This is a genomic window from Neobacillus sp. YIM B06451 (assembly GCF_032667185.1).
GTDB lineage: Bacteria > Bacillota > Bacilli > Bacillales > Cytobacillaceae > Bacillus_D.
In genome coordinates this window covers 23,823-47,532 of the sequence record NZ_JAVFKJ010000015.1, presented here as the reverse complement: position 1 = coordinate 47,532, position 23,710 = coordinate 23,823, and the positions used below count along the sequence as shown (strand labels likewise).

At 46.2% G+C, this 23,710-nt stretch carries 18 protein-coding genes and 1 riboswitch; of the genes, 4 read left to right on the top strand and 14 right to left on the bottom strand.

The annotated features are described in order from the left end of the window. Positions 1-10: 10 nt before the first annotated feature. A complete protein-coding gene (locus RB160_RS19645) occupies positions 11-1,690 on the top strand; it encodes a hypothetical protein (RefSeq protein WP_316572139.1) in 1,680 nt (559 codons plus the stop codon). A gap of 577 nt (positions 1,691-2,267) precedes the next feature. On the opposite strand, the gene RB160_RS19640 is transcribed toward RB160_RS19645, so the two are convergent. The 4 genes from RB160_RS19640 to RB160_RS19625 all read right to left on the bottom strand — a co-directional run bounded on the left by RB160_RS19640 (position 2,268) and on the right by RB160_RS19625 (position 6,562). After that, positions 2,268-3,404, bottom strand: coding sequence for an IS256 family transposase (locus RB160_RS19640; protein WP_316572138.1), 1,137 nt, complete (start codon positions 3,402-3,404; stop codon positions 2,268-2,270). A gap of 389 nt (positions 3,405-3,793) precedes the next feature. Further along, positions 3,794-4,297 (bottom strand): cupin domain-containing protein, encoded by a 504-nt coding sequence (locus RB160_RS19635; protein WP_316572137.1) that lies wholly within the window; start codon positions 4,295-4,297, stop codon positions 3,794-3,796. Positions 4,298-4,336: 39 nt separating this feature from the next. Then, the gene (ypfJ, locus tag RB160_RS19630) at positions 4,337-5,191 is read right to left on the bottom strand and encodes a KPN_02809 family neutral zinc metallopeptidase (protein WP_316572136.1); all 855 of its coding nucleotides are present in this window, start codon (positions 5,189-5,191) and stop codon (positions 4,337-4,339) included. Between the two features lie 252 nt (positions 5,192-5,443). Next, a complete protein-coding gene (locus RB160_RS19625) occupies positions 5,444-6,562 on the bottom strand; it encodes an NAD(P)/FAD-dependent oxidoreductase (protein WP_316572135.1) in 1,119 nt (372 codons plus the stop codon). A gap of 427 nt (positions 6,563-6,989) precedes the next feature. Here RB160_RS19625 and abc-f point away from each other — a divergent pair, with 427 nt between their 5' ends. Together abc-f and RB160_RS19615 are read left to right on the top strand one after the other, a co-directional pair. Beyond that, on the top strand, positions 6,990-8,705 hold the full coding sequence (gene abc-f, locus RB160_RS19620) for a ribosomal protection-like ABC-F family protein (RefSeq protein ID WP_316572134.1): 1,716 nt from the start codon (positions 6,990-6,992) through the stop codon (positions 8,703-8,705). Between the two features lie 133 nt (positions 8,706-8,838). Further along, entirely contained in the window at positions 8,839-10,173 is a 1,335-nt protein-coding gene (locus tag RB160_RS19615) for a S8 family serine peptidase (protein WP_316572133.1), read from the top strand. A gap of 55 nt (positions 10,174-10,228) precedes the next feature. Here RB160_RS19615 and RB160_RS19610 read toward each other — a convergent pair whose 3' ends face one another. The 10 genes from RB160_RS19610 to RB160_RS19565 all read right to left on the bottom strand — a co-directional run bounded on the left by RB160_RS19610 (position 10,229) and on the right by RB160_RS19565 (position 22,665). Further along, the gene (locus RB160_RS19610) at positions 10,229-10,861 is read right to left on the bottom strand and encodes a queuosine precursor transporter (RefSeq protein ID WP_316572132.1); all 633 of its coding nucleotides are present in this window, start codon (positions 10,859-10,861) and stop codon (positions 10,229-10,231) included. Between the two features lie 13 nt (positions 10,862-10,874). Further along, positions 10,875-11,375, bottom strand: a complete 501-nt coding sequence (queF, locus tag RB160_RS19605) for a preQ(1) synthase (RefSeq protein ID WP_316572131.1) — start codon at positions 11,373-11,375, stop codon at positions 10,875-10,877. 127 nt (positions 11,376-11,502) lie between these two features. After that, positions 11,503-11,549: riboswitch (PreQ1 riboswitch) on the bottom strand. Positions 11,550-11,635: 86 nt separating this feature from the next. Then, positions 11,636-13,516, bottom strand: coding sequence for a molecular chaperone HtpG (gene htpG / locus RB160_RS19600; protein ID WP_316572130.1), 1,881 nt, complete (start codon positions 13,514-13,516; stop codon positions 11,636-11,638). A 193-nt stretch (positions 13,517-13,709) separates the two neighbouring features. Continuing rightward, positions 13,710-14,441, bottom strand: a complete 732-nt coding sequence (locus RB160_RS19595; protein ID WP_316572129.1) for a sulfite exporter TauE/SafE family protein — start codon at positions 14,439-14,441, stop codon at positions 13,710-13,712. 648 nt (positions 14,442-15,089) lie between these two features. After that, positions 15,090-16,373, bottom strand: a complete 1,284-nt coding sequence (locus tag RB160_RS19590) for an NCS2 family permease (RefSeq protein WP_316572128.1) — start codon at positions 16,371-16,373, stop codon at positions 15,090-15,092. A gap of 303 nt (positions 16,374-16,676) precedes the next feature. After that, positions 16,677-17,963 carry an NCS2 family permease gene (locus tag RB160_RS19585; RefSeq protein ID WP_396954749.1) on the bottom strand — a complete coding sequence of 429 codons (1,287 nt, stop codon included), beginning with the start codon at positions 17,961-17,963 and terminating at the stop codon, positions 16,677-16,679. Between the two features lie 62 nt (positions 17,964-18,025). Continuing rightward, positions 18,026-18,979, bottom strand: coding sequence for an ABC transporter permease (locus tag RB160_RS19580; protein ID WP_316572126.1), 954 nt, complete (start codon positions 18,977-18,979; stop codon positions 18,026-18,028). 3 nt (positions 18,980-18,982) lie between these two features. Next, the gene (locus tag RB160_RS19575; protein WP_316572125.1) at positions 18,983-20,050 is read right to left on the bottom strand and encodes an ABC transporter permease; all 1,068 of its coding nucleotides are present in this window, start codon (positions 20,048-20,050) and stop codon (positions 18,983-18,985) included. After that, entirely contained in the window at positions 20,034-21,578 is a 1,545-nt protein-coding gene (locus RB160_RS19570; RefSeq protein ID WP_316572214.1) for an ABC transporter ATP-binding protein, read from the bottom strand. Before RB160_RS19570 ends, RB160_RS19575 begins: the two co-directional genes overlap by 17 nt. Before the next feature lie 67 nt (positions 21,579-21,645). Beyond that, a complete protein-coding gene (locus tag RB160_RS19565) occupies positions 21,646-22,665 on the bottom strand; it encodes a BMP family lipoprotein (RefSeq protein WP_316572124.1) in 1,020 nt (339 codons plus the stop codon). A gap of 254 nt (positions 22,666-22,919) precedes the next feature. Between RB160_RS19565 and RB160_RS19560 the strand changes: the two genes are divergently transcribed. Continuing rightward, entirely contained in the window at positions 22,920-23,636 is a 717-nt protein-coding gene (locus tag RB160_RS19560; protein ID WP_316572123.1) for a Crp/Fnr family transcriptional regulator, read from the top strand. The last annotated feature ends 74 nt before the right edge of the window (positions 23,637-23,710 follow it).

Sequence of the window (23,710 nt, the reverse complement as noted above, 5' to 3'; positions counted from 1 at the left end):
GAGAAGTTTTATGGGAAATATTTATTTGTATTCATTGATTGCCGGATTGCTGATGGCTATTTTAGTCGTACCATTTTTCGGGTTTCGGGGCGGGAAAAAGGGAGGAAAAAAATCAAGCCTGATAGCGCATATTAATCTGGCTATCCTCCTCGCGGTACTGGTTTTTATTATTTATTATCTATTTAACATTGACAGAAACCTTTCTTCCCTATGGCTTTTCATTCTTGTTTCTTCCGCTATCGGAGCCCTGTTTTCCACCGGAAAGGAACAACTTGTCAAAGCATTGTTGTTTTTAGGCAGCCTTGTATTCTGCCTCTACATGTTGACGGCGTTTCTTTTTAACGCAAATGATAAGTATGAAACAGCAAAAATGGACCAGCGGACGGAAATTGAAACGTTTGATGAAACGAAAACGCCGGCGAGTGTACCGCCCCAATTTGCACGCAATAAGATGAGAAAGGCATTTGGGCAGGTTCCGAACACAAGCTATTACGAGTTAGGCAGCCTGCAAATCCAAAAGGTGAATGGCGAATATGTGTATATCGCGCCCGTTGAATTTTCAGGAATCTTCAAATGGTGGAACGGCAAGACAACGCCTGGCTATTTTAAGCTGAGCGCCACCGACTCGACAGCAAATCCTAAGTTTGTGAAATCAGAAATGGCCTACACCCCCTCCTCTTATTTTGGAAAAAACATTGAGCGCCATATCAGGATGCAGTACCCGAGGACAATTTTTTACGGTGACGTTCAATTGGAAGTGGATGAAAGTGGCAAGCCGGTCTATATCCGTTCTTACGGGAACTTCATTTCCGCAAGGAACGGCTTTGATGTGAAAGGGATTGTGATGGTCGACCCTCAGAGCGGAAAGACGGCGGATTACGCGCTAGATGAAATCCCTGATTTTATAGACGGAGCGGTTTCTCCAGAGGTGGTTAGCCTGCAAAACAGTTATTTCGGCAACTATGTCCATGGCTTCTGGAACAGCGTCTTCGGGAAAAAGGATGTAAAGCTGCCTTCGGATGAAGGAACCGAGGCGAACGTTACGCCAATTTTCAATGAAAATGGCACGATGTATTATTTTACCGACTTCTCAAGCCCAAAGGAAGGCGTAGATTCGATGCTCGGATACTCTTTGACGGACTCAAGAACCGGTAAAGCAACCTATTACACCGGTAACCTCGAAGAATCGTATATGGATTCAGAAGGCGCATTGCAAATCATCGAGAAAAAATTCATTGAAAAGAAATGGAAAGGCAAAATGCCGGTCCTTTACAATTTTTATGGTGAAGCAAGCTGGCTGACGCCAGTCCTTGATTCGAACGGCTTTTTGCAAAATTACTTTATCGTCTCGGCGGCAAATCCTGAAACATCGGTATACGGATCAACCCCTAACGATGCGCTCAGGCAATATAAGCTAGAACTGCAGCGCGGAGGTGGCGGCCTTGACGGTAGGTCGAAAGCCGAGGAGAAACAGGTCAGCGGAACCGTCCTCCGGGTATATAAGGAAAAGTCCGGCAACTATACAGCCGTTTCCTTCCTGCTCGACAATAAGCAGAGCTATATTATTTCTTCGGAACGCGAGCCGCTGGCGATTTACCTGAAAGAAGGCGACAAAGTACAGCTAACCTACCAGGATACAGGCGAAAATTTCCTCCCGGCAGTCCAGGTTAAAATAGAAGGCCTAAACTGAAATGAAAACCCATTGGGTCGGCTTGGATAGGCATGCCAGCTAATCCGGTGGGTTTTTTCTGACAACCGAACGCAATTCTGGCATTTGGTTGTCATGAATCAGGACTTTGCGTGACAACCAAACCGGGATTTAGCATATGGTTGTCACGATTCAGGACTTTGCCTGACAACCTAACCGAGATTTAGCATATGGTTGTCACGATTCAGGACTTTACGTGACAACCAAACCGAGATTTAGCATATGGTTGTCACGATTCAGGACTTTACGTGACAACCAAACCGGATTTTAGTCAAGTCCTTATTTTTGTGTAAAAGGGAAACAATGTTTGTCAACCAGTATTACTAGGTTGTGGGATGTTTGAATATTCAGTCAGGGGAGGGGCGAGGAAGCCCCTCCCCTGACTGAATAAATTTTGTAATTTTTTCCTTGAACATAATCGTCTATAAGTATTAGACAATATCTTTCGAAGAGCGGGATTTACCATGGAAAAGCCGCCAATTGAAAACCTAGCGGACCAGATATGCACTACTCATTGTCCTTAATTCTGGTTCGCATTCTTTAGAAAAGTCTTTCCACCTCAATCTTCTTCAATGTGCATAAGTACTGAGCCAATAATCCTTATAGCGGATTGGTCATTTGGGAATATCGAAATGACCCTTTCTCTTCTCCTTATCTCCCTATTCAGGCGTTCCAGCATATTTGTAGACCTAATATGCTTATGGTGAGAAACAGGTCGAGAATGGAACTGCATAGCGTCCTCGAATCCCTCATCCAGAGTATTAATCGCCTTTTGAAATCCTTTCTGATCTTGGTATTTTTCTATAAACTGTTTTTTCAATCCCCGGGCAACAGTGAGCTGTGATGTTTTAAAAATATCCTTAAGCTCTTCACGAGCCTCTTGGGTATTCTTTTTAGGCAAAGCCTCAACAATGTTTCGTAGAAAGTGGACCGTGCATCGCTGCCACGATGTTCCTAGAAATGATTGCTTAATCGATTTGACCAGGCCGGAATGGGCATCAGAAATAACTAATTTAGGTGATTGTAGACCTCGTGACTTCAAATAATCAAAAAAGATGGACCAGTTTTCTGCAGATTCAGCATGATTTACCTGTAACCCTATGATTTCTCTGGATCCATTTTCATTGACCCCAGAAGCCAAGTAGACTCCCTTCGAAACGACTTTATCGTTCTCGCGAACTTTTATATACATGGCATCAACGAAGATGTATGGGTAATACAACGTATTTAGTGGGCGATTTCTCCACTCATTAACGATTGGATCCAGTCCCTTAGTTAACTCTGATACAAATGATTTTGAGACCGATTTTCCGCATATTTCTTCGACAATTTTGGAAACCTTTCGGGTGGAAACACCGTTTACCACCATCTCCATCATGGAGAGGATCAATGCCTGTTCCCAGCGCTCGTATTTATTAAAGACTGAGGTAGAAAATCCACCGTCCCTAGTACGTGGAACCCTTAATTTTAGGCCACCTACACCAGTAATTAATTCGCGTGAATAATAGCCGTTACGATGCCCTCTACGATCTTCCGTTCTTTCGTGAGGCAGAGCATTAATATACTCATCCCGTTCCTTTACCATCAAAGAATTTAAAATAAGCGTTAATGATGCCTTAACAGGTGATTCTAATGAACTGTTTTGGATTTTGTCTTTGAGATCTTCTAAGTTTATAGTAATATTAATTTGGGTCATAATCGTGTCCTCCGTGAATGGTTTTCTTGGTCGAAAAACATTGTATCACGGCTCACGATTTATGACCCTTTTCTTTTACACAATTATACGGACTTAATCGAGATTTAGCATATGGTTGTCACGAATCAGGACTTTACGTGACAACCCTGCCGGATTTTGGCTCCCGGTTGTCACGAATCAAGGCTTTTGGTGACAACCAAACCAGGATTTTGCACTTGGTTGTCACGATTTAGGACTTTACGTGACAACCGAACGCAATTTTGGCACCCGGTTGTCACCGACCTTTTTGCAATCGTGGCAGAGCCGCTAGATAATTTTAACTAAAAACACGATGAGCGAATCTCGGCTCATCGTGTTTTTGGTGTGTCCTGCTTTTCCATGCTCTTTCTTTATTTTACCCATTTCCGGAGAAGCGGCCCTGTATCTCCGTAAACCGGATCTGTCTCAGGAACCGGTACATTCCGGATATCCTGAAGTGCCTGAGCGCGGCCGGCCGGATCCTTCTCCTTCATATTCGGGCTAGTCCCTTCAGGATAGGCCCCTATCACCTCAAAGTCCTCGCTTCCTTCAACCAGCTTATGGCCGGTTCCCGCTGGCAAGAGGATTACATCCCCAGCCTTCAAGTCAACCCGTTCACCGGCATCGCCGCCAAGGAGGACGGTTGCCTGGCCGGATTTAACTCCAAGCACTTCATGAGTGTTGCTATGGTAATGGTGATAGCCCAAGATACCGTCTGACCAGCTGCCGGTCCAATTATGGCGGTTAAATGTTTCCTCTATTCCATTCGGATTGTCGTTAAAAACAGCCTGATAAACAATTACTGGCAAGTAAGGATTATTTGGGATTTGTCCGTCATCTTTCAGAAAAAAAGATCGTTCATTTGCTGCTGCCAAAATGAGACTCCCCTTTCTTATAAATGATTCACCAAACCCTTATAGATTGCCGGCATTAAAGGTGTCCCCTCCTTCAATCGTACCCGTCTTGAAGCCTTTGTAAAACCAGCGTTTCCTCTGCTCGGAAGTACCATGGGTAAAGCTTTCGGGAACTACATATCCTTGTGATCGCTTCTGGATTGTATCATCACCCACTGCGGAAGCAGCATTCAGTGCTTCTTCCAGGTCCCCTTCCTCAAGTAGGTTTAAGTTCTCGGCGCGGTTTGCCCAAACGCCTGCAAAATAATCGGCCTGTAATTCCATCCGCACCTGATATTTATTGTATTCCTTCTCGCTAAGCCGCTGCCGGAGAGATGCCATTTTTTCCGATGTTCCCAACAATGTCTGGACATGGTGCCCAACCTCGTGGGCAATCACATAAGCCATGGCAAAATCACCTGGAGCCTGGAACTTGTCCTGAAGCTCCCGGTAAAAACTTAGGTCAATATAAAGTTTTTCATCACCTGGACAATAGAATGGACCGACTGCCGATCCCGCCACCCCACAGGCAGACTGGACAGTTCCTGAGTACAAAACAAGAGTCGGCTCCCTGTATTCCATGCCTTCCTCCTTGAAAATTTCCGTCCAGGCCTGCTCCGTATCGGCCAGGACAACAGAAACAAATTGCGCCAATTCCTTCTCCTCGGCCGTTTCCTGGTATGGCGGCGGGGATTCAAGCCCAGTCCCGCCACCGCCGAGGTTATTAAACACGTCTCCTATATTGCCGCCGCCTAAAAGCGTCATTATCAAAACAAGGACAATCCCGCCAATTCCGCCGCCCATGAGCATCCCGCCGCCACCCTTGCCTCGTCTATCCTCAACATTCGAACTTCCCTGTCTACCTTTCCATTGCATAGGTTGTTCCTCCTTGGAGTATAAATGAGCAACGATCATTTTTACCCTTTTACCCCGATCTATCTATTTTTAAAATTAATCCTCACTGGGATTATTTTCTGAAAACGGCTCCGCCTCGTTCTCCATCGAAAACATTTCGGTTTTGTCCTTTTAACCTTAATAAGTTTTTATTATATAAAATGAAGGTTTTTGATACAATAAACTTATTAATTGACACAAAAAAAGCATGGGTACTTCAGACCCACGCTTCCTTTAATCGCCAATTAACCCGCCAATATCATAAAGATTCAAATCAATATCAACTTCCAGTCCAAGTGCCATCTTCGCAAGCTGCCCACCAAGAAACGGCCCGACAGTCAGTCCGGATGCCCCGAGCCCATTTGCGAAAAGAAGATTCCCATACCCAGGCACCTTTCCGATTACAGGAAGGAAGCCTGGCGTATATGGCCTGTATCCAACCCTGGCTTCCACAAATTCAGCATCCATTAGCCCAGGCGCAGTAGTCAAGGCCTTATTGAGCACTTCATGCAGCCCGCCAGCGGTAACCCTCATATCAAAATCCTTGTCTTCTTCATGTGTTGTCCCGATGACAATTTTACCACCGTCAAATGCGAGGATGTACTGATCGCTTGGAGGCATAACGACTGGCCAGACACCGGTATCCTGTCCGTCAATACGGAGGTGGACAATCTGCCCTTTCTGCGCCGAAAGCTTTAAATTGATACCCAAGGGCTTCAATAATTCTTCCGCCCAGGCACCGGCCGCAACAATAACTGTATCAACCTCATAGTGTTTGCCGCCTGCCGTCACCCCCGTTATGGAACCACCAGCAAACTCAAGTTTTGCCGAACCATCGATAACCTTCGCGCCATGCTTTTCGGCGGCGTTCATCAGCGCATTCCTTATCGCACGCCCGTCAACGCGGGCCGCACCGCCAACATGGATCGAAGCAAACTCTTCCGAAATAGGTGGAAACAGCCGCGCGGCCTGACCCATATCAAGCTGGCGGATTTCACCTATCTCAGGCGCATCCTCACGCCTTGCCAGGGCCCGCTCTTCCATTTTCGCAAGTTTGTCCATATCTGTATGCAAACTTAAGGCCCCTACCCGTGCATAGCCTGTTTCCTTCTCGCCATCTTCCTCTAGCTCCTGGATAAGCGACGAATAATAGGCCGCACCTTCCTTTGCAAGCGCATACCATGCTTTGTTCCGCCGCTGGGACAGCCACGGACAGATAATGCCTGCAGCCGCATCGGTTGCTTGCCCGGCATCACGCCGGTCAATAACCGTTACATCGGCGCCCGCTTTTGCCAGATGGTAGGCTGCGGATGCCCCAAGTATTCCGGCTCCAATCACAACGTACTTCTTCATCAAAATGCACCTTTTTCTCTGTATTCATAATTTCATTCTACCGGAGTTCGCTTTCCTACTCAAAGCCAGGCGGTTTCTTCCGTGAACATTGACATACATCCCGTCTCCTGCCTATACTTATGATGAAATATGAATACTTTAAAAGGATGGTACTGGGGCAATGAAGTTATAATCTTATTTTTTGGGAGTAGACTCATGCAAATAAAGTGAGGAAACCTGAAGAATAGGATTCGTATGCCCTTTTTTGCTTTTCAGCCGATGCTTTTTTGCGCGCTTTTTTAGGTGTATTTTTTAAAGCAGGGTTGAGAAGGACTAATTTGCCATACAATCAGCCTCTTCGGGTTCCCGGGGAGGTTTTTCTTATGATTTTTTCAAACTCGGCTCAGTCTTCAATGTGATATTAACAAAAATTACTGAGGTGATTTGTATGGAACTAATCAAGGCAATAAATATAAAAAAGAGTTTTGGAGAACGTGAACTGCTTGTGGATGTTTCTTTTGATATAAGAGATGGGGAAAAGATTGGGCTGGTTGGCTGGAATGGATCCGGGAAAACAACGCTCGTGAAGCTACTTATAGGCGAAATGGAAGCTGATGGAGGAACTATCGCGAAAAGAAATTCCAGTTTGCGGATCGGCTACCTGCCTCAATCAACTGAATATGATTTGTCTGTCCTGGAGAACGAAAAGGGAAAAGCACTTCTTGAAGCCGCTAGCCAGCTAGGCCTTCAAAAAATGCAGGAATGGGAGGACTCACGTCTTGGCAACCTTAGCGGCGGAGAACGGCTGAAGCTTGCTCTTGCCGGTGTGTGGGCTGAAAACCCCGGGCTCCTTATCCTAGATGAACCAACAAACCATTTGGATTTAAAAGGTTTAAATTGGCTGATCAAATCCATTAAAAATTCGGATCAGGCGGCGATGATTATCTCTCATGACCGGCATTTCCTTGACGAGACGGTTACAAAGATTTTCGAGCTTGAAGACGGAAAACTCACAGTCTATGAGGGCAACTATACAGATTACCGGACCGAGAAGAAACGGAAGCATGAGCAGCAAGAAAGGGAATATCAAAAGCAGCAACAGCGCATAGAACTCATTAACAATCAGGTTGCCCAGCTAAAGCAGTGGTCCGAAAAGTCGCATCGGGAAGCCGGAAAAGGCAGGACTCCCTCTGAAAACCGGCAAGCAGGGTTAAAGGAATACGGCCGGGTCCAAGCCAAGAAAAAAGACGTCCAAGTCAAATCCAAGCTAAAGCGTCTAAATCATGAACTATCCAAAAAGAATATTGAAAAACCAAAAGATGAACTATCTGTCCGGTTTGACTTTGAAGCAGCTGGAAACCGCGGGAAGCGTATTCTTGAAGCCCGCGGATTGGGCAAATCTTTTACGGAACGAATTCTATTTGAAAAAAGCCATTTTTACATTAAACACGGCGAGCGGATTGCCCTGCTTGGATCTAACGGAGCCGGAAAGACAACCTTTATAAAAATGCTGCTGGGAGAATTGAGGGCTTCCAAGGGAACACTTTGGATAAGCGATTCGGTTCGGATTGCCTATTTAAGCCAGGATGTGGGCGACCTACCGGGTGACCGGACCGTCCTTGAGTTCATGGGCTTAGTAAGCATGGAGGAGCGCACAAAAGCGCGGACCCTTTTTGCCAATATGGGCATGAAGGAAGAGAAGCTTTCAAATCCCTTTTCAGCCCTGAGCCTTGGTGAACGGACGAGGGTCAAGCTTGTTCATATGATTATGCAGGAATACGATATGCTTATCCTTGATGAGCCAACCAACCATCTTGATTTGCCAAGCCGCGAGCAAATGGAGGAAACGTTGGCGAGCTATTCCGGCACCCTTCTAATCGTTTCGCACGACCGGTACTTCATTGAACGGCTTTGCGATAAATTGTTAGTGATTGAGAATAACCGGATTCAGCGAATTGAGATAGGCCTGCTTGAATACGAAGAACGGCAAATGACCCAAGTGCGGCCGGAAAATCGCCGCCTGCAGGAAGAGATTGCCCTGCTTGATACGAAAATAACCGAGCTGCTAGGTAAAATCAGCATGCTAACGCCCGAAAGCGATGACTATTCCAAAGTCGATAAGGAACTGAACTTACTCATCCAGCAAAAGCAATCGCTGCTCTAAATAAAGAGGGCTGCCAATCGCAGGCAGCCCTCTTTATTTCCCCTTAAAAATTTTCCCAACCTCAATTATGTTTGCTAACTAACTTGCTGGATAAATAGAATAGGTAAGATTTTAAATCATTTAGGGGGTCCTTATGAAAAAATTCAAATTCCTTGTCCTGCTTGTTTTGCTTTTCACCCTGTTAAGCCCATCCTTTTCGTCCCAGCCTAAGGCACTTGGCCTTACTGCCGAAGTAAGTCCAGCGATTACAAAACTGCTAAATTCTACTTTATCGGACAGCGAGGCTGAAGCTATTATTACCTACAAAAAGAATCCAGCCCTCTCAGACATCAAGCTTCTAAAGGCTCTAGGCTTTGAAACAAAAACGTTTGAAAACCTGCCTATGATTGCAGTCAAGGGCAAAATTGCCGCCTTGACTACCCTCCTTCTCTCATCCACGAATATTCTCTCAGTCTATGAAAATAAGGAACTTCAGTACTTCCTTCGGGACAGCCGCCAGCTGATTGGCGCTGAATCGGTTTGGAACGATCTTGGCTATACCGGGAAGGGAGTCACCATTGCCGTCATTGACAGCGGCATTGATGCGACTCACCAGGATCTAAAATTCGGTGAAAAGGTCGTCCAGAACGTAAAGTTTGTTGTCGGTAATCTTTTTGGCAATTCACCGCTTTACCTTGAGAACGTTGTTAACACAGATACCACTTCGGGACACGGAACCCATGTAGCTGGAACCATTGCCGGCAGCGGCACGGCGAGCACCGGAGTTTATAAAGGGGTGGCACCGGAGGCAAAGCTTGTTGGCCTTGGCGTTGGTGAAGGCATCAATATTCTATGGTCGCTTGAAGCCTTTGATTATGCCATTAAAAACAAAGACAAGTATGGAATCGACGTGATTAGCAACAGCTGGGGGACAACTGGTGACTACTCACCGAACGATCCAATTAACGTAGCTTCGAAAACCGCCCACGATGCCGGGATGACAGTTGTTTTCGCAGCGGGCAATGAAGGCCCTGGGGACAATACATTGAACCCTTATTCGGCAGCACCATGGGTAATCAGTGTTGCTGCTGGCACAAAGGATAAGCAGCTGGCTGACTTTTCATCGCGCGGTGTTGCAGGTGATGCGTTTCTGCATCCTGACATTACAGCTCCGGGAGTGGACATCGTTGCCACGAGGTCTTCAACAGGCCTCATCATGAATGTGCTCGGAACGGCAACGGACATTTCGTATATTGATCCAGAACATTTGCTGTTCTATACAACTTCTAGTGGCACAAGCATGGCGGCTCCGCATATTTCCGGGGTTGTTGCCCTCATGAAGGAAGCTAAGCCGGATCTTACCCCCCGGGAAGCGCATGAATTTTTGGGCGAAACGGCTGAGCCAATGCCGGGTTATCAGTACCATGAAGTTGGCGCGGGCTATGTAAACGCCTATGAAGCTGTGAAAAAAGCTTCAGCTGTACAGTAAAATAAAAAAGAACTCCGCCTGCTGAAGTAGAGTAGCAATGCGGAGTTCTTTTTTGTTAATCAAGGGCAACCGCCCCGTCTGTCCCCTCTTTTTTCCTAATGATTCCTACAAGCAGGTATACAAGCGGGGTAATCGCAATGGAAGCAAAAAATTTAAAGATGTATTGGGTAATAATCATTGTCCCTAGTATCGCCGCCGGCACGACCCCGTAAAAAGCAATCCCGATGAAAATGGCCGTATCAACAAGCTGGCTCAGCATCGTTGAAGCATTGTTGCGGAGCCAAAGCTTTTTTTGCCCATGGCGGTTCTTCAATTTGTTGAAAACCAGCACATCGAGATTCTGGCTGACAGCATAAGAAATCAGACTCGCAACAATCACGCGGAAGCTTCCTCCCAGAATCGTTTCAAATGACTGCTGCTCTGAAAACACAGGCGCGGACGGCAGTGCGATTGCTGCCGAAATGAAAACCAGCGCGAGGATTTGAGTAATCAAACCAGCCTTGACAGTCCTCTGGGCCTGTTTTTTACCGTACACTTCGACAATTACATCAATGATTGGGTAAGTAAAGACGTACACAATGACGGCGGCGGGAAGGATGGCATAATTTCCGATGCTGAAAAGCTTAACAGCCACCACGTTCGCAAGGATCAAGAGCCCGACAAACGCTCCATTCAGGTATAAAATCATCCAGTGAGCCTCCTTACCTGTTGTCAATTTTTTCAGGGTAAAGGTCATGGTTCATTAAGCGGAAATTGGCCATTTCCTCGTATTTCGTCCCCGGTTTCCCATAGTTACACCACGGATCGATGGAAATGCCTCCTCTTGGAGTGAACTTTCCCCAAACCTCAATATAGCGCGGGTCAAGCAGCTTAATCAGATCGTTCATGATGATATTGACGCAGTCCTCATGAAAGTCGCCGTGGTTCCGGAAACTGAAAAGATAAAGCTTGAGCGATTTGCTCTCAACAATTTTTTTATCCGGAATATACGAAATATACATTGTGGCAAAATCGGGTTGATTGGTCAGCGGGCACAGACTTGTAAATTCAGGGCAATTGAATTTGACGAAGTAATCCCTGTTTGTATGGAGATTGTCGACAGCCTCCAAAACCTCCGGTGCATATTGAAAAGCATATTGGGTCCCTTGGTTACCCAATAGCGTCAAATCCTTCAAACCTTCCTCATGGCTTCGTCCAGACATGAAAAAAACCCCCTTGTAAAAGTATCCCGCCCTTTTACAAGAGAGCCTAAGCCAATGAAGCTATTAAAAACAATGGAAATAACCAATAAAAAAGCCATGTCCGATTATGGACATGGCAGATAGTCATGTATCCATAGTTTTTTATAGAGGGTATCAGCTATGAACCTCTCCCGTTAAGGCACGGGTATTCAATTCCTTTTCATATATTACAGAAAAGGCACGCAAACGTCAAACATATTTTTCCGGCAAAATAATGCTCATTACACCATAATCTTGCAGACATCATTAGTAAATTCAACCGGATCCTGGATTGGCAGCCCTTCAATCAAGAGCGCCTGGTTGTAAAGAAGGTTCGTATAAAGGGCAAACTTCTCTTTGTCCTTTTCAAGCGCACCTTTGAGCGACTGGAACACCTCGTGATTCGGATTAATTTCAAGGATTTTCTCCGCTTTTACATCCTGGCTGTTCGGCATCTGGCGGAGGATTTTTTCCATTTCAATTGTCAGGTCGCCGTCGCTTGCCAGGCAGACCGGATGGGACTTAAGTCGCTTTGAAATCCTCACATCCTTTACTTTTCCGGAAAGAACGTCCTTCATTGCATCAAACAGCTCTTTGTTTTCCTCGGCTTCAGCTTCGGCTTCCTTCTTTTCCTCATCCGACTCAATGCCGAGATCGCCGCTTGCGATTGATTTGAATTCCTTTTCCTTGTAATTCATCAACATGCGGATTGCGAATTCGTCGATGTCCTCTGTGAAATAAAGGATTTCATACCCTTTTTCCGACACAAGCTCAGCCTGAGGAAGCTTTTCGAGCCGTTCAATCGATTCGCCTGCCGCATAGTAAATATACTTCTGTTCTTCCGGCATCCTCGAAACGTATTCATCTAGGGTGACAAGCTTCTTTTCCTTTGATGAATAGAACATCAACAAATCCTGCAGGGTTTCTTTATGCGCGCCAAAATCGCTGTACACGCCATACTTCAGCTGGCGCCCAAACGATTGATAGAATGTTTCATACTTCTCCCGGTCGTCCTTCAGGAGGGCGAGCAGCTCGCTCTTAATTTTCTTGCTGATATTCTTGGCAATCAGCTTCAGCTGGCGGTCATGCTGCAGCATTTCCCTCGAAATGTTTAAGGACAAATCCTCGGAGTCGACCATCCCTTTTACAAAGCTGAAATGGTCGGGAAGCAGATCGGCACACTTGTTCATAATCAGAACCCCGTTGGAATATAGCTCCAGCCCTTTTTCGAATTCCTTCGAGTAGTAATCGAACGGGATGTTTTCCGGAATGAATAGAATGGCGTTATAACGGACAGCCCCATCGACACTGATATGGATGTGCTTCAACGGCTTGTCAAAACCATAATGCTTTTCATTGTAAAAATTCGTGTAATCCTCGTCGGTCAGCTCGCTCTTATTCTTTCTCCAAATAGGCACCATGCTGTTGACTGTCTGCTCTTCTTTGATAGTCTCCCACTCATCGTCGCTGCCTTCCTTTTTCCTGCTTGTGCTGACGTCCATTTTAATCGGATAGCGAATAAAGTCGGAGTATTTTTTGACAACTGACTTCAGGCTGTATTCCTCAAGGAACTCGTCGTAGTTCTCATCTTCGCTATTTTCCTTTATTTTTAAAATAATTTCCGTGCCCACGCCATTCTTTTCTGCCGGCTCAATCATGTATCCGTCCGCACCGGTGGACTCCCACTTGTACGCCTCATCACTGCCAAGCGCCTTGCTGATCACTGTTACAACATCGGCAACCATGAAAGCCGCATAGAACCCGACCCCGAATTGGCCGATAATGTCATGCCCGTCCTTTAATTCCGTTTCCTTCTTAAACGCGAGTGAACCACTTTTCGCAATCGTCCCTAGGTTCGTTTCTAGCTCTTCCTTCGTCATTCCGATCCCGGTATCAATAATCTTCAATGTCCGGTTTTCTTTATCCGGAACGATTTTTATGTAGTAATTGTCTTTATCAAAAACAAGTGAATCATCTGTCAGCGCTTTGTAGTAAATCTTGTCGATCGCATCGCTGGCATTGGAAATCAGCTCGCGCAAAAACACTTCCCGTTTTGTGTAGATGGAGTTGATCATCATTTCCAAAAGCCGTTTCGACTCGGCCTGGAACTGTTTCTTTTCCATAATGATATCCCCTTTCCAGTGCATGTCCACATCTATTTTAGCACTCTTATTATGTGAGTGCTAATCCCACTATTTATTTATCACACAGGTTTGAAAACTGTCAATAACTTGGATTCAATTTCATGTAAAATAGGTTGGAATGCTTTCACATGGGATTTTTGCACAAGGCAAGCGGATAAGAATTGGGTAATTACTAAATGGCTCTTACAAACAATTGAATGATTAGTGCCACTGTGGCGAAGCGCAGAATTGGTTTTACTAATTGTGGTTTCAGTTTTTCTGCAATCCGGACGCCAAGCTGAGCCCCTGTTACCGACCCAAGCATAAGGGCGAGCGTCATCGGCCAAATGATTTTTCCTGAAGCGATGTACATCGCCGCCGCCCCAATGCAGCTTGAAAAAGTGGCCAGCCGCACGAAGCCGACAGCCCGAAGATAGGAGATGTTCAAATGGCCAAACAGGTAAAGCATGAGGGTGCCCTGCCCTGGCCCAAAAAGCCCATCATATATGCCAATTCCATAAAGACCCGGAAGGCTTATTTTGTTGATTTTAAGCGTTCCGTTCCCCGTGAAACTTCCTTTTCCGATAAATGAAGTAATAAAAGCAAAGGTTAATAGAATTAGGGCAAGGACCATCATTTTATCCGCAGGTATCCTTGACGCAAGAAAACCGCCGCTCATCCCTCCGAAAATGCTGACAGGAATAATCCAATACGCTTCCTTCCAGGTAATCCGCTTCGTCCGGTATAGATGAAAAAAGCTTGAGAATGAGCTGACTGTATTTGACACTTTGTTCGCCCCGATGGCCGAGTGGGCAGGCATACCAAGCAGAAGCATAATCGGCAGGCTGATTAACCCGCCACCCCCTGCCAATGTACCGATCGTCGTCGCACATATTCCGGTAAGAAAAATTATAATATATTCCAATTCAACCACCTCTTTCCTTTAGTATAGTACAGTAATATACTTTAGGAAATTTTATTGTTTTTATAAAAATACATAAGTTTTCCTTATTGAATTTGTCGAACATTGCCGGGATATAGTGAAGGAAGAAAGAGTCGTAGAGAGGAAGAAAACCGGCTCTAATATTGTTATAGATGAGGGATTCGGACATAGAAAGAGGAAAAAGCGGGGTGACTGTCAGAATAAAGGGCCATTCGGACATAGACCGAGCAAATCGTAGTGCCGGTGTCCGAAACAAGGGTGGATTCGGACAAAGAGAGTGGAAAATGCGACGCCACTGTCAGAATCGGGGGACAATTCGGACACAGAAAGAGAAAAACGCGGTGCCACTGTCAGAAACAAGGGGTGATTCGGACATAGAAACAGGGAATCGTGGTACCACTGTCCGAATCAGGGGGCGATTGGGACATAGAAACAGGATACATGCATTGCCAATGGTCCAAATGCGAGTCCGATTTGGAATAAGAGGATTAAAAAACGAAGCTTTGTTCAATGTTGTACTAGCTTGGACATAAAAAGGATTAAAAATCGAAGTTGTGTCAGATGGCGGAGCAGGTCGGCAAAAACAAAAAAGCCTGCCCCGGCATACTCGAAAGCAGCCGGGAAACAGGCTTAGGAAAAGAAGTACAACTGAACCGCAAAAAGGATGCCGAATACATAAATTAGCGCGTGGACGTTTTTGCCCTTTCCGCTTACCAGCTTGATAATCGGATAGGTGATGAAACCTAGGGCAATTCCAGTTGCGATGCTTGAAGTCAGCGGCATTGCGAGAATTGTGATGAAAGCTGGAAAGGCTTCATCAAGTTCACGCCAATTAATTTTGGCAAGCCCCTCCATCATGTAGCAGCCTACAATGATCAGGGCAGGTGCGGTAATTGCAGGCAAGGAAGCAATCGCCGATACGAGCGGCGAGAAGCACATAGCAACAAGCATTAGCGCCCCGGTGGTCAAAGCTGTTAGCCCGGAACGTCCGCCTGCCGCAACCCCGGTTGATGATTCGATATAAGCGGTGGAAGGGCTTGTCCCAAGCGCGGCACCGACTGTAGTGGCAACAGCATCAGCGCTTAAGGCAGCTTTAGCCCTCGGCAGCTTTCCGTTTTTCATCAGTCCCGCCTGCTCGGTCACGCCAATCAAAGTTCCGGTCGTATCAAATAGCGTTACAAGCAGGAAGGCGAACACAACGGTGAACAAACCATGTGAGAAGACGCCTGAAATATCCATATCAAAGAAAACAAGCGGCGGCGGAGCCGAAACAACTCCGTTCAGTTTGAGCATGCCCATGAAATAGCCGATTACCGCTGTCATAAGCATCCCGATAAAGAGAGCCCCCTTCACCTTTCGCGCAAGCAAGATTAGGGTTATGAACAATCCCGCAATGGCCAGAAGAGTCCCCGGCTGATGGAGGTTCCCTATTGAAACCAATGTTTCTTTGTTTCCTGCTACAATGCCCGCCATCTTGAGCCCTAGGAATGCGATGAACAAGCCAATCCCTGATGTTATCGCGTGCTTAATCGATTCCGGGATCGATTCAATCAGCATTTCCCGTAGTTTCGTTATAGACAACAGCAGGAACAAGACCCCTGCCAAGAAGACCGTTCCGAAAACAATCTGGTAGCTCACGCCCTGTGTTGCAACGACGCTGGCAAAATATGCATTCAACCCCATCCCCGGCGCAATAGCAATTGGGTAATTGGCAAATAGGGCCATAATCAGTGTCCCGGTTAAGGCGGCAATAATCGTTGCCATGAATACTTGGTTAAACGGCACACCCGCAGAAGATAGAATTGCTGGGTTTACAACAAGGATATACGCCATGGCCATGAACGTTGTCATGCCTGCCACAACCTCGGTCTTTGCGTTTGTTTTTAATTCTTTCAGCTTAAAAAGGCGTTCCATGATAGCCTCCTAAAAAATTCCCACTCTCATATGAAGGAAGAATATGTTTATTAGAACCATATGAAATATTAAACGAATGTTTAGTTCAAGTCAACAAGGAATGTTCGTATTTTATTTCCAATCCAATGGTTTTATTTTTAAAAACAACAGATTGTTTCATCATCGGCGACAAAAATGCGGCTTTCTTCCGATTTCCGTCCCCGGATTATCAAAAAAAACAGCCCTGCCCTTTAAAAAGGCAAACCGGCTGTCTTTCTTTGTCAAACTCCTTTGGAAACGCGCTATAGGGGCGCTTACGCTTTTCTAGATAGATCCAAGCAAGAAATACAAGAGGAAGAAAAACGCGATAACGTACATTGTCGCGGATACTTCCGCTCTTTTTCCTGTCACGAGCTTTACTATCGGATAGGCGATAAACCCGAAGGCAATCCCGTTCGCGATGCTGAAGGTCAACGGCATGATCGCAAGCATTAAATAAGCAGGGAACGCCTCTGTAAAATCATCAAAAGGAACTTGCTTCAGGCTTTGTACCATCAGGCAGCCGACAATGATGAGGACAGGAGCGATCGCTTCGTTCGGAATGACTTTAAAAAACGGAATGAGAAACAATGCAGGGATGAACAATAGTCCTGCCGTAAACGAAGTGAGCCCCGTCCTTCCACCAGCCGCGATGCCTGTCGCCGACTCAGCTGAAGTTGTCGCCGGGCTGCAGCCAAACAGCGATGCGGCAATGACCGACATCGAATTGGCCTGAAACGACCGCTGGAATTTCGATTTATCGGGCAGCATCCCCAGCTGGGCGCCCATGTTTTGAAAAATGATGACCATTGACAGTGAAAAGACGGCTGTCCAAAAATTAACTGTTCCGATTTCGCTAAAATCATAAGCCGCAAAGATGGAATCGTATCCTTTGAAGGAGATGCTGAAGTCGCGCAATGAGGAAAAATCAACAATCCCGAGCAAAGCCCCGATTACCGTTCCCGCGATAATGCCAATCAGGAAATTTCCTTTTATATTTCTAAGGAACAGTGGCAGCACAATCAGGAGGGTAAGTACCGTTGTCAGGGCATGTGGGTTCGCAAAGTCGCCTAATGTTACGAATGTCCCTTCACTCGCAACAATCAGCCCGCCATTTTTCAAACCGAGGAAGGCAATAAACAGCCCTATCCCGGCTGTCATGGCATGAATCATTGACTGCGGGATGGATCGCGATAAATAGACGGCGCCCTTCGTAAAGGCCGCCAAAGCAAAGACAATTCCGGCGAATAGAACAGCAGTAAGCGACTGCTGCCATGTCAGGCCAAACGATAGGACAAGCGTGAACACGAAAAATGCGTTGTCCCCCATCCCAGGGACAAGAATGAGCGGTGAATTCGCCCATAGCGCCATCAACATACAGCCGGCAAAGCATACGATTAGCGTGGCAAGAGTAACCGCTTCGTACGGCATACCAGCCATGCTCAAAATTGCGCCGTTCACGACGATTATATAGGCCACCGTCATAAATGATGTGAGCCCGGCGAGTATTTCCGTCCGGATATTCGCCTGTTCTGATTGTATAGAAAAAAGTTTATTCACAGTTACCTTCACCTCTAATGCATAAAAGAGCCGGAGTCCTTCAAGACGCCAGCTCTTTACTTTAAAAAAATCACTTACCTCTTTCCAACATCATACGGTTCGCCAAGCGCCTTAGGCGAACGGGAACGCCCTACCGCTCCAATGAGGACAAGAAGTGTCAAGACGTACGGGAGCATATAGAAAATTTCATTCGGTATGCTCTGGGCAAACTCAAATATTTGGAATTGGTCCTTGATTGCCTGTGCCAGCCCGAAAAACAATGCCGCAAGCATAGCCCCTACAGGATGCCACTTTCCGAAAATTACAGCGGCAAGCGCGATGTATCCCTGCCCGGAAATGGTGTTAAAAGCAAAGTTGCTGTTCGATGTCAGAACGATTGTCGCCCCGCCCAATGCGGCAAGCGACCCGCTTAGGATAACAGCAAGATAGCGGGTGCGGTTGACCTTGATTCCGGCCGTATCTGCTGCGCTCGGGTGCTCACCGACGGCACGGAGCCTGAGGCCCGCAGAAGTTTTGAACATGACATAGTATATAACTAGCACAATTGCAATTGCAAGATACGTTGTTGGATACGCGTTGAATAGAACCTTTCCGAAGAATGGGATATCGCTTAAATACGGAATCGAAACTTTATGGAATACTTGTGCAAGCATTGGCGTTTCTGCCGAACCCATAAAGATCATTTTTACAAAAAAGAATGTTGAACTCGCGGCCAATATATTGATTACGACCCCGCTAACCACCTGGTTCGCCTTATACTTGATAGACGCTAGAGCATGGATTGACGAAAAGATGGTTGTAAAGACAAACGCCCCGAGCAATCCCATCCAAGGCGAAAGGGCGCCCATTCCGGCTGTTTCGGCATAATATGAAATGATGGCTGAGAAAAATGCCCCCGAGACCATGAAACCTTCCAGCCCGATATTAATTACCCCTGATCGCTCGGAAATAAGCCCGCCCAACGCGGCAAAAATCAGTGCTGTCGAGAAAACGAGCGTCCCGTTCAGAAGATTTGCAAGAATATCCATTGGTTATGCCTCCTTCTTCTTCTTAAGAAATCCCGGGAGGATCGTTCTGACAATGCCAGGCGCCGCGACAAAGAAAATAATGAACCCTATTACCATCCGGACAATTTCACCAGGTACGTTTGCGCCAAAGCTCATACCTTGGGAACCATAAGTTAATGCCCCAACCAGTCCGCCGGCCAGAAGCACGCCGAAAGCGGAATTCGCGCCAAGTAATGCAACAGCGATGCCGTCGAAGCCAAGGCCTGATGTAACTGAGCTAATCGCAACATACTTGAAAACGCCGAGAACCTCGAAAGTGCCGATCAGGCCGCCGATTACACCTGAAATGAACATCGCCCGGACCATGACATTCGATACCTTCATTCCGGCGAATTTGGCCGCATGGGGATTCAGGCCAGCGGCGCGAAGTTCATACCCCCACTTGGTCTTGTTGATATAAATGTGGTAGAAAATGACCGCCCCAATCGCGATGAAAAAGCCCCAGTGGATGCGCGCCCCTCCCATAAGGCCTGAAAGCCAGCCAATCTGGATATTCCCGGTTTCATTTATCATTTCAGAACGCTGCGTACCCGCCTGCGCCATAAAAAGGCGGATCATCAGGTTGGCGATATAAAGGGCGATGAAGTTGAACATAATCGATGTGATAACTTCATTGACTCCCCTCTTCGCCTTAATGTAACCAATCAGGCCGCCCCAAATTCCTCCAAGCAGCGCGCCAAACAAGATGGCAACAATCCCGTGGATGATGGGCGGAAGGCTTAGCTGCGTACCGACAATCAGCGCGCCAAGCGAACCCATGACAATCTGGCCGTCCACCCCGATATTAAAGAGACCGGAGCGGAATGCGATGGCAACCGCGAGGCCGCTCATAACAAGCGGGGTAATGGTCCTGAGAGCTTCGCCAATATCATAGCTGCTCCCAAATATTTTCCAAACCATCGAATTATACGCCAGAATTGGGTCATAGCCCCCGGCGAACATGACGAGCGCCCCAATGAGCAAGCCGAGGATAATCGCCACAAACGGAACGACCCACGACTTCCTTTTAAAAATATTAGTGAGCAATTCCATTTGGTTCATCTCCTTCATGTTTACCCGCCATCATTAAACCAAGTTCCTGGTCGCTCGTTGTTTCAGGCGTTGTTTCACCGACAATCCGCCCCTCTGAAATAACCAGGATCCGGTCGGATACATTCAAGATTTCTTCAAGTTCAAACGAGACAAGGAGGACTGCTTTCCCCTCGTCCCGCTGCGCGATCAGTTGTTTATGGACGAACTCAATCGCGCCAACATCAAGCCCTCGCGTTGGCTGGGCCGCAATCAGAAATTGCGGATCCCTGTCAATTTCACGGGCAATGATAATTTTCTGCTGATTTCCCCCCGACATGGAACGGACATGCGTCTCGACTCCAGGCGTCCGGACATCGAACTCCTCTACAAGGCGTTTCGCCATATCGTCCATAGCCTTGCGGTTAATGAATCCGCGCTGGGTAATTTCAGGGCGGTAATACGTTTGCAGAATTGTGTTCTCACTAACTGTAAAATCAAGTACAAGGCCATGTTTATGGCGGTCTTGAGGTATATTGGATACGCCAGCCTCCCCGATTGCACGCGGAGTCATATTAGCGATATTTTTCCCTTTTAAAAGTATCCCTCCAGATTCAACAGAACGCATGCCTGTCAAAGCTTCAATTAATTCCGTTTGTCCGTTCCCATCGACGCCTGCCAGCCCGACAATTTCACCGGCACGGACAGTCATGGAGAGATGGTCAATCGCATGCCTGTTGGCTGATGAACCCGCGACTACCAAATCCTTGACCTCAACAAGCACCTCTTTTGGATCCGCCGGCTGTTTTTCTGTTTTAAAGCTTACTTTTTTCCCGACCATTTTTTCAGCCAATTGCTGTGGATTGGTTTCGGATACCTTTACACTTTCCACTACTTTTCCACGGCGGATAATTGTACACATGTCCGCTATTTCCATGATTTCCTTCAGCTTATGGGTGATAAGAATAATTGATTTCCCTTCCGCGATCAGCTTTCTCATAATCTCAAGTAATTCACTGATTTCCTGCGGAGTCAGAACTGCGGTCGGTTCGTCAAAAATCAAGATATCTGCGCCGCGATAAAGGGTTTTAATGATTTCAACTCGCTGCTGCATTCCAACGCTAATCGATTCAATGGTTGCGGTCGGATCGATATCAAGCCCATATTTTTCCGAAAGCTCCCTGACCTTTTTGACCGCGCCTTTATAGTCAATTTTCAGCCCGCTTTTCGGTTCCATCCCGAGGATGATGTTCTCTGTTACCGTGAACGGCTCAACAAGTTTAAAGTGCTGGTGCACCATCCCGATTCCAAGGTCGATTGCCTTATTTGGGCTGTCGATGATGACCTTTTTCCCATTTACCTCTATTTCCCCTTCATCCGGCTGGTAAAGGCCGAATACAATGCTCATCAAAGTCGATTTGCCTGCACCGTTTTCCCCCAGCAAGGCATGGATTTCTCCTCGCTTTAGCTGGAAGCTTATCGAATCATTGGCTACAACGCCGGGAAATCGTTTTGTTATTCCTTTTAGCTCCAACGCGATGTCGGCATTCATCACAGTGATTCCCTCCCAAAAAATGTCCGTCCCCTAACGAATTGATTGCCAGGGGACGGAGCGATCCTTATTCTGTCGGTACGACGATGTCACCATTAATGATTTTCTGGCGGTATTCTTCAACTTTATCAAGAACTTCTGGCGCTACATTTTTCTTCGATGTCGGCGCAATATCGACACCGTTTTCCTTCAAGCCCATCAATGTAACTTTTCCGCCAGGGAAATTCCCTTCGGCAAGTGCCATCGATACGCTGTAAACGGCTTCGTCAACCTTTTTAATCATAGAAGTAAGGGTAATGTCATCTCCGAATGTCAATGACTGGTCTTTATCGACACCGATTACCCACACATTTTCGCCCTTGCTCTTACGTTCTTTTGCTTCATTGAAAACACCATTTCCTGTCAGGCCGGCCGCATGAAAAATAATATCCGCGCCGTCGTTGTAAATCGTTGAAGCAGCCGATTTACCCATATCAACACGATTGAATAAACCAGTATAGTTCACAATGAGCTTCGCTTCCGGGTTCACTGCCTTAATCCCTTCCCTGAATCCAGCTTCAAACCGCTTGATAACAGGGATATCCATTCCGCCGACAAAACCGATTTTGTTTGTTTTTGTTGTAAGCCCTGCAATAACCCCAACGAGAAACGCACCTTCCTGTTCCTTAAAGGAAACAGCGGCAACATTCGGCATGACCAAATCCGAATCAACAATCCCAAACTTGGCATCCGGATTTTCCTTCGCCAGTTGGGAAACCGCGTCGGCGAGTGTAAAGGCCGTCGCCCAGGTCAAATCATAATTACCTTTTACAAACTGCAGTAGGTTTGGCATTACATCGGCATCTGTCTTAGGTTCAAGGTACTTTACTTCATATCCATGGTCCTTATTAAGTTTCTGAAGCGCTTCCCATGCACTTTGGTTAAATGACTTGTCATTTACGCTTCCAAGGTCGGTTACCATCCCGATCTTTAATTTGTCCTCTCCGTCATTTCCGCCCTTGTTGCCCGCATTGTTTTGTCCACAAGCTGTTAGAAGAAGGGACAGGATAATCATAACTGGGATTGCGATTTTTCCGAATTTCTTCATGGATAATTCCCTCCAAAAATTTTTTTCTATATTTTAAATCCTACTAATGAAACCACTTTCATTTAAGCGTACGGCTCATTCCTCCTGCGTCGTTACTATTCGTAAACATCTTGTTTATCTCCCTCTTGAATCAAATAGCCCCATTCCAGTCGTCCACTTCTGATATAATGTTTTTTTGAAAAACATTTTCACTTCATGCAACTCCCAAATGAGTAAGGCAGAAGGCTACTCTTGAATAGAAAGGATTTGCACAGATGATAAACAACCTCTCGGATTTTCCAATATTCTCTGGCCTTCCAGAAGATGCAATCCAAGACATAATGCCCTTGCTGAAGGAGCGGCAGTTTAAAAAGAACCACATCCTTATGTTTGAAAATGATGAAAGCGATGAAGTTTACCTGATCCGTTCCGGTATGCTCAAGGTATACCGCCTCCATGATGGCAAGGAAATTGTCCTCAGCATTGCAATGCCAGGGGAAATCATTGGTGAAGTTGAAGCGCTTTCCAACGATTTATACAGGATTTCCTCAGTTGAAGCGCTTGAGCCAGTAACGACCTGGCAAATCAGAAAGCAGGATTTTCTCGAAATCGCCGAAACATATCCATCCGTCTTCCGCAAAGCCTATATGATTCTCGTTGAACGGATCCGCATTCTCAACAGGCTTGTCCGCTACTTGACTTTCTATGATGTAAGGACAAAGGTTGCGAATTTAATCATCGATTTTTATTTCAATTTCGGCCGGCAGACTGATAACGGTTACAAAATTGAAATGAAAATCAATCAAACCCTGCTAGCGAATATGCTCGGAGTGACAAGGGAATCGGTTTCAAAAATACTTACTGAATTCCAGGATGAAAAAATAATCGACATCCGCGAGAAGTACTTTTACATAGTGGATATGAAAAAGCTTGAGTCACTTTGCGAGGAAACCGAAGAAATCCAAACCCTCCGAAAATGGTATAAACTATAGCCTGCTGTGAAGATACTATACCAGTGAAAGCGCTTATTTTTCAGTTAGCGCCTTAACGGTTATTTTGTTAACTG

Excerpts from the sequence above, each read along its gene's own strand:
- RB160_RS19645 (WP_316572139.1), top strand. The coding sequence starts at position 11 with ATGGGAAATATTTATTTGTATTCATTGATTGCCGGATTGCTGATGGCT.
- RB160_RS19640 (WP_316572138.1), bottom strand. The coding sequence starts at position 3,404 with ATGACCCAAATTAATATTACTATAAACTTAGAAGATCTCAAAGACAAA.
- ypfJ (WP_316572136.1), bottom strand. The coding sequence starts at position 5,191 with ATGCAATGGAAAGGTAGACAGGGAAGTTCGAATGTTGAGGATAGACGA.
- RB160_RS19625 (WP_316572135.1), bottom strand. The coding sequence starts at position 6,562 with ATGAAGAAGTACGTTGTGATTGGAGCCGGAATACTTGGGGCATCCGCA.
- abc-f (WP_316572134.1), top strand. The coding sequence starts at position 6,990 with ATGGAACTAATCAAGGCAATAAATATAAAAAAGAGTTTTGGAGAACGT.
- RB160_RS19615 (WP_316572133.1), top strand. The coding sequence starts at position 8,839 with ATGAAAAAATTCAAATTCCTTGTCCTGCTTGTTTTGCTTTTCACCCTG.
- RB160_RS19610 (WP_316572132.1), bottom strand. The coding sequence starts at position 10,861 with ATGATTTTATACCTGAATGGAGCGTTTGTCGGGCTCTTGATCCTTGCG.
- queF (WP_316572131.1), bottom strand. The coding sequence starts at position 11,375 with ATGTCTGGACGAAGCCATGAGGAAGGTTTGAAGGATTTGACGCTATTG.
- htpG (WP_316572130.1), bottom strand. The coding sequence starts at position 13,516 with ATGGAAAAGAAACAGTTCCAGGCCGAGTCGAAACGGCTTTTGGAAATG.
- RB160_RS19590 (WP_316572128.1), bottom strand. The coding sequence starts at position 16,373 with ATGGAACGCCTTTTTAAGCTGAAAGAATTAAAAACAAACGCAAAGACC.
- RB160_RS19580 (WP_316572126.1), bottom strand. The coding sequence starts at position 18,979 with ATGGATATTCTTGCAAATCTTCTGAACGGGACGCTCGTTTTCTCGACA.
- RB160_RS19575 (WP_316572125.1), bottom strand. The coding sequence starts at position 20,050 with ATGGAATTGCTCACTAATATTTTTAAAAGGAAGTCGTGGGTCGTTCCG.
- RB160_RS19570 (WP_316572214.1), bottom strand. The coding sequence starts at position 21,578 with ATGAATGCCGACATCGCGTTGGAGCTAAAAGGAATAACAAAACGATTT.
- RB160_RS19565 (WP_316572124.1), bottom strand. The coding sequence starts at position 22,665 with ATGAAGAAATTCGGAAAAATCGCAATCCCAGTTATGATTATCCTGTCC.
- RB160_RS19560 (WP_316572123.1), top strand. The coding sequence starts at position 22,920 with ATGATAAACAACCTCTCGGATTTTCCAATATTCTCTGGCCTTCCAGAA.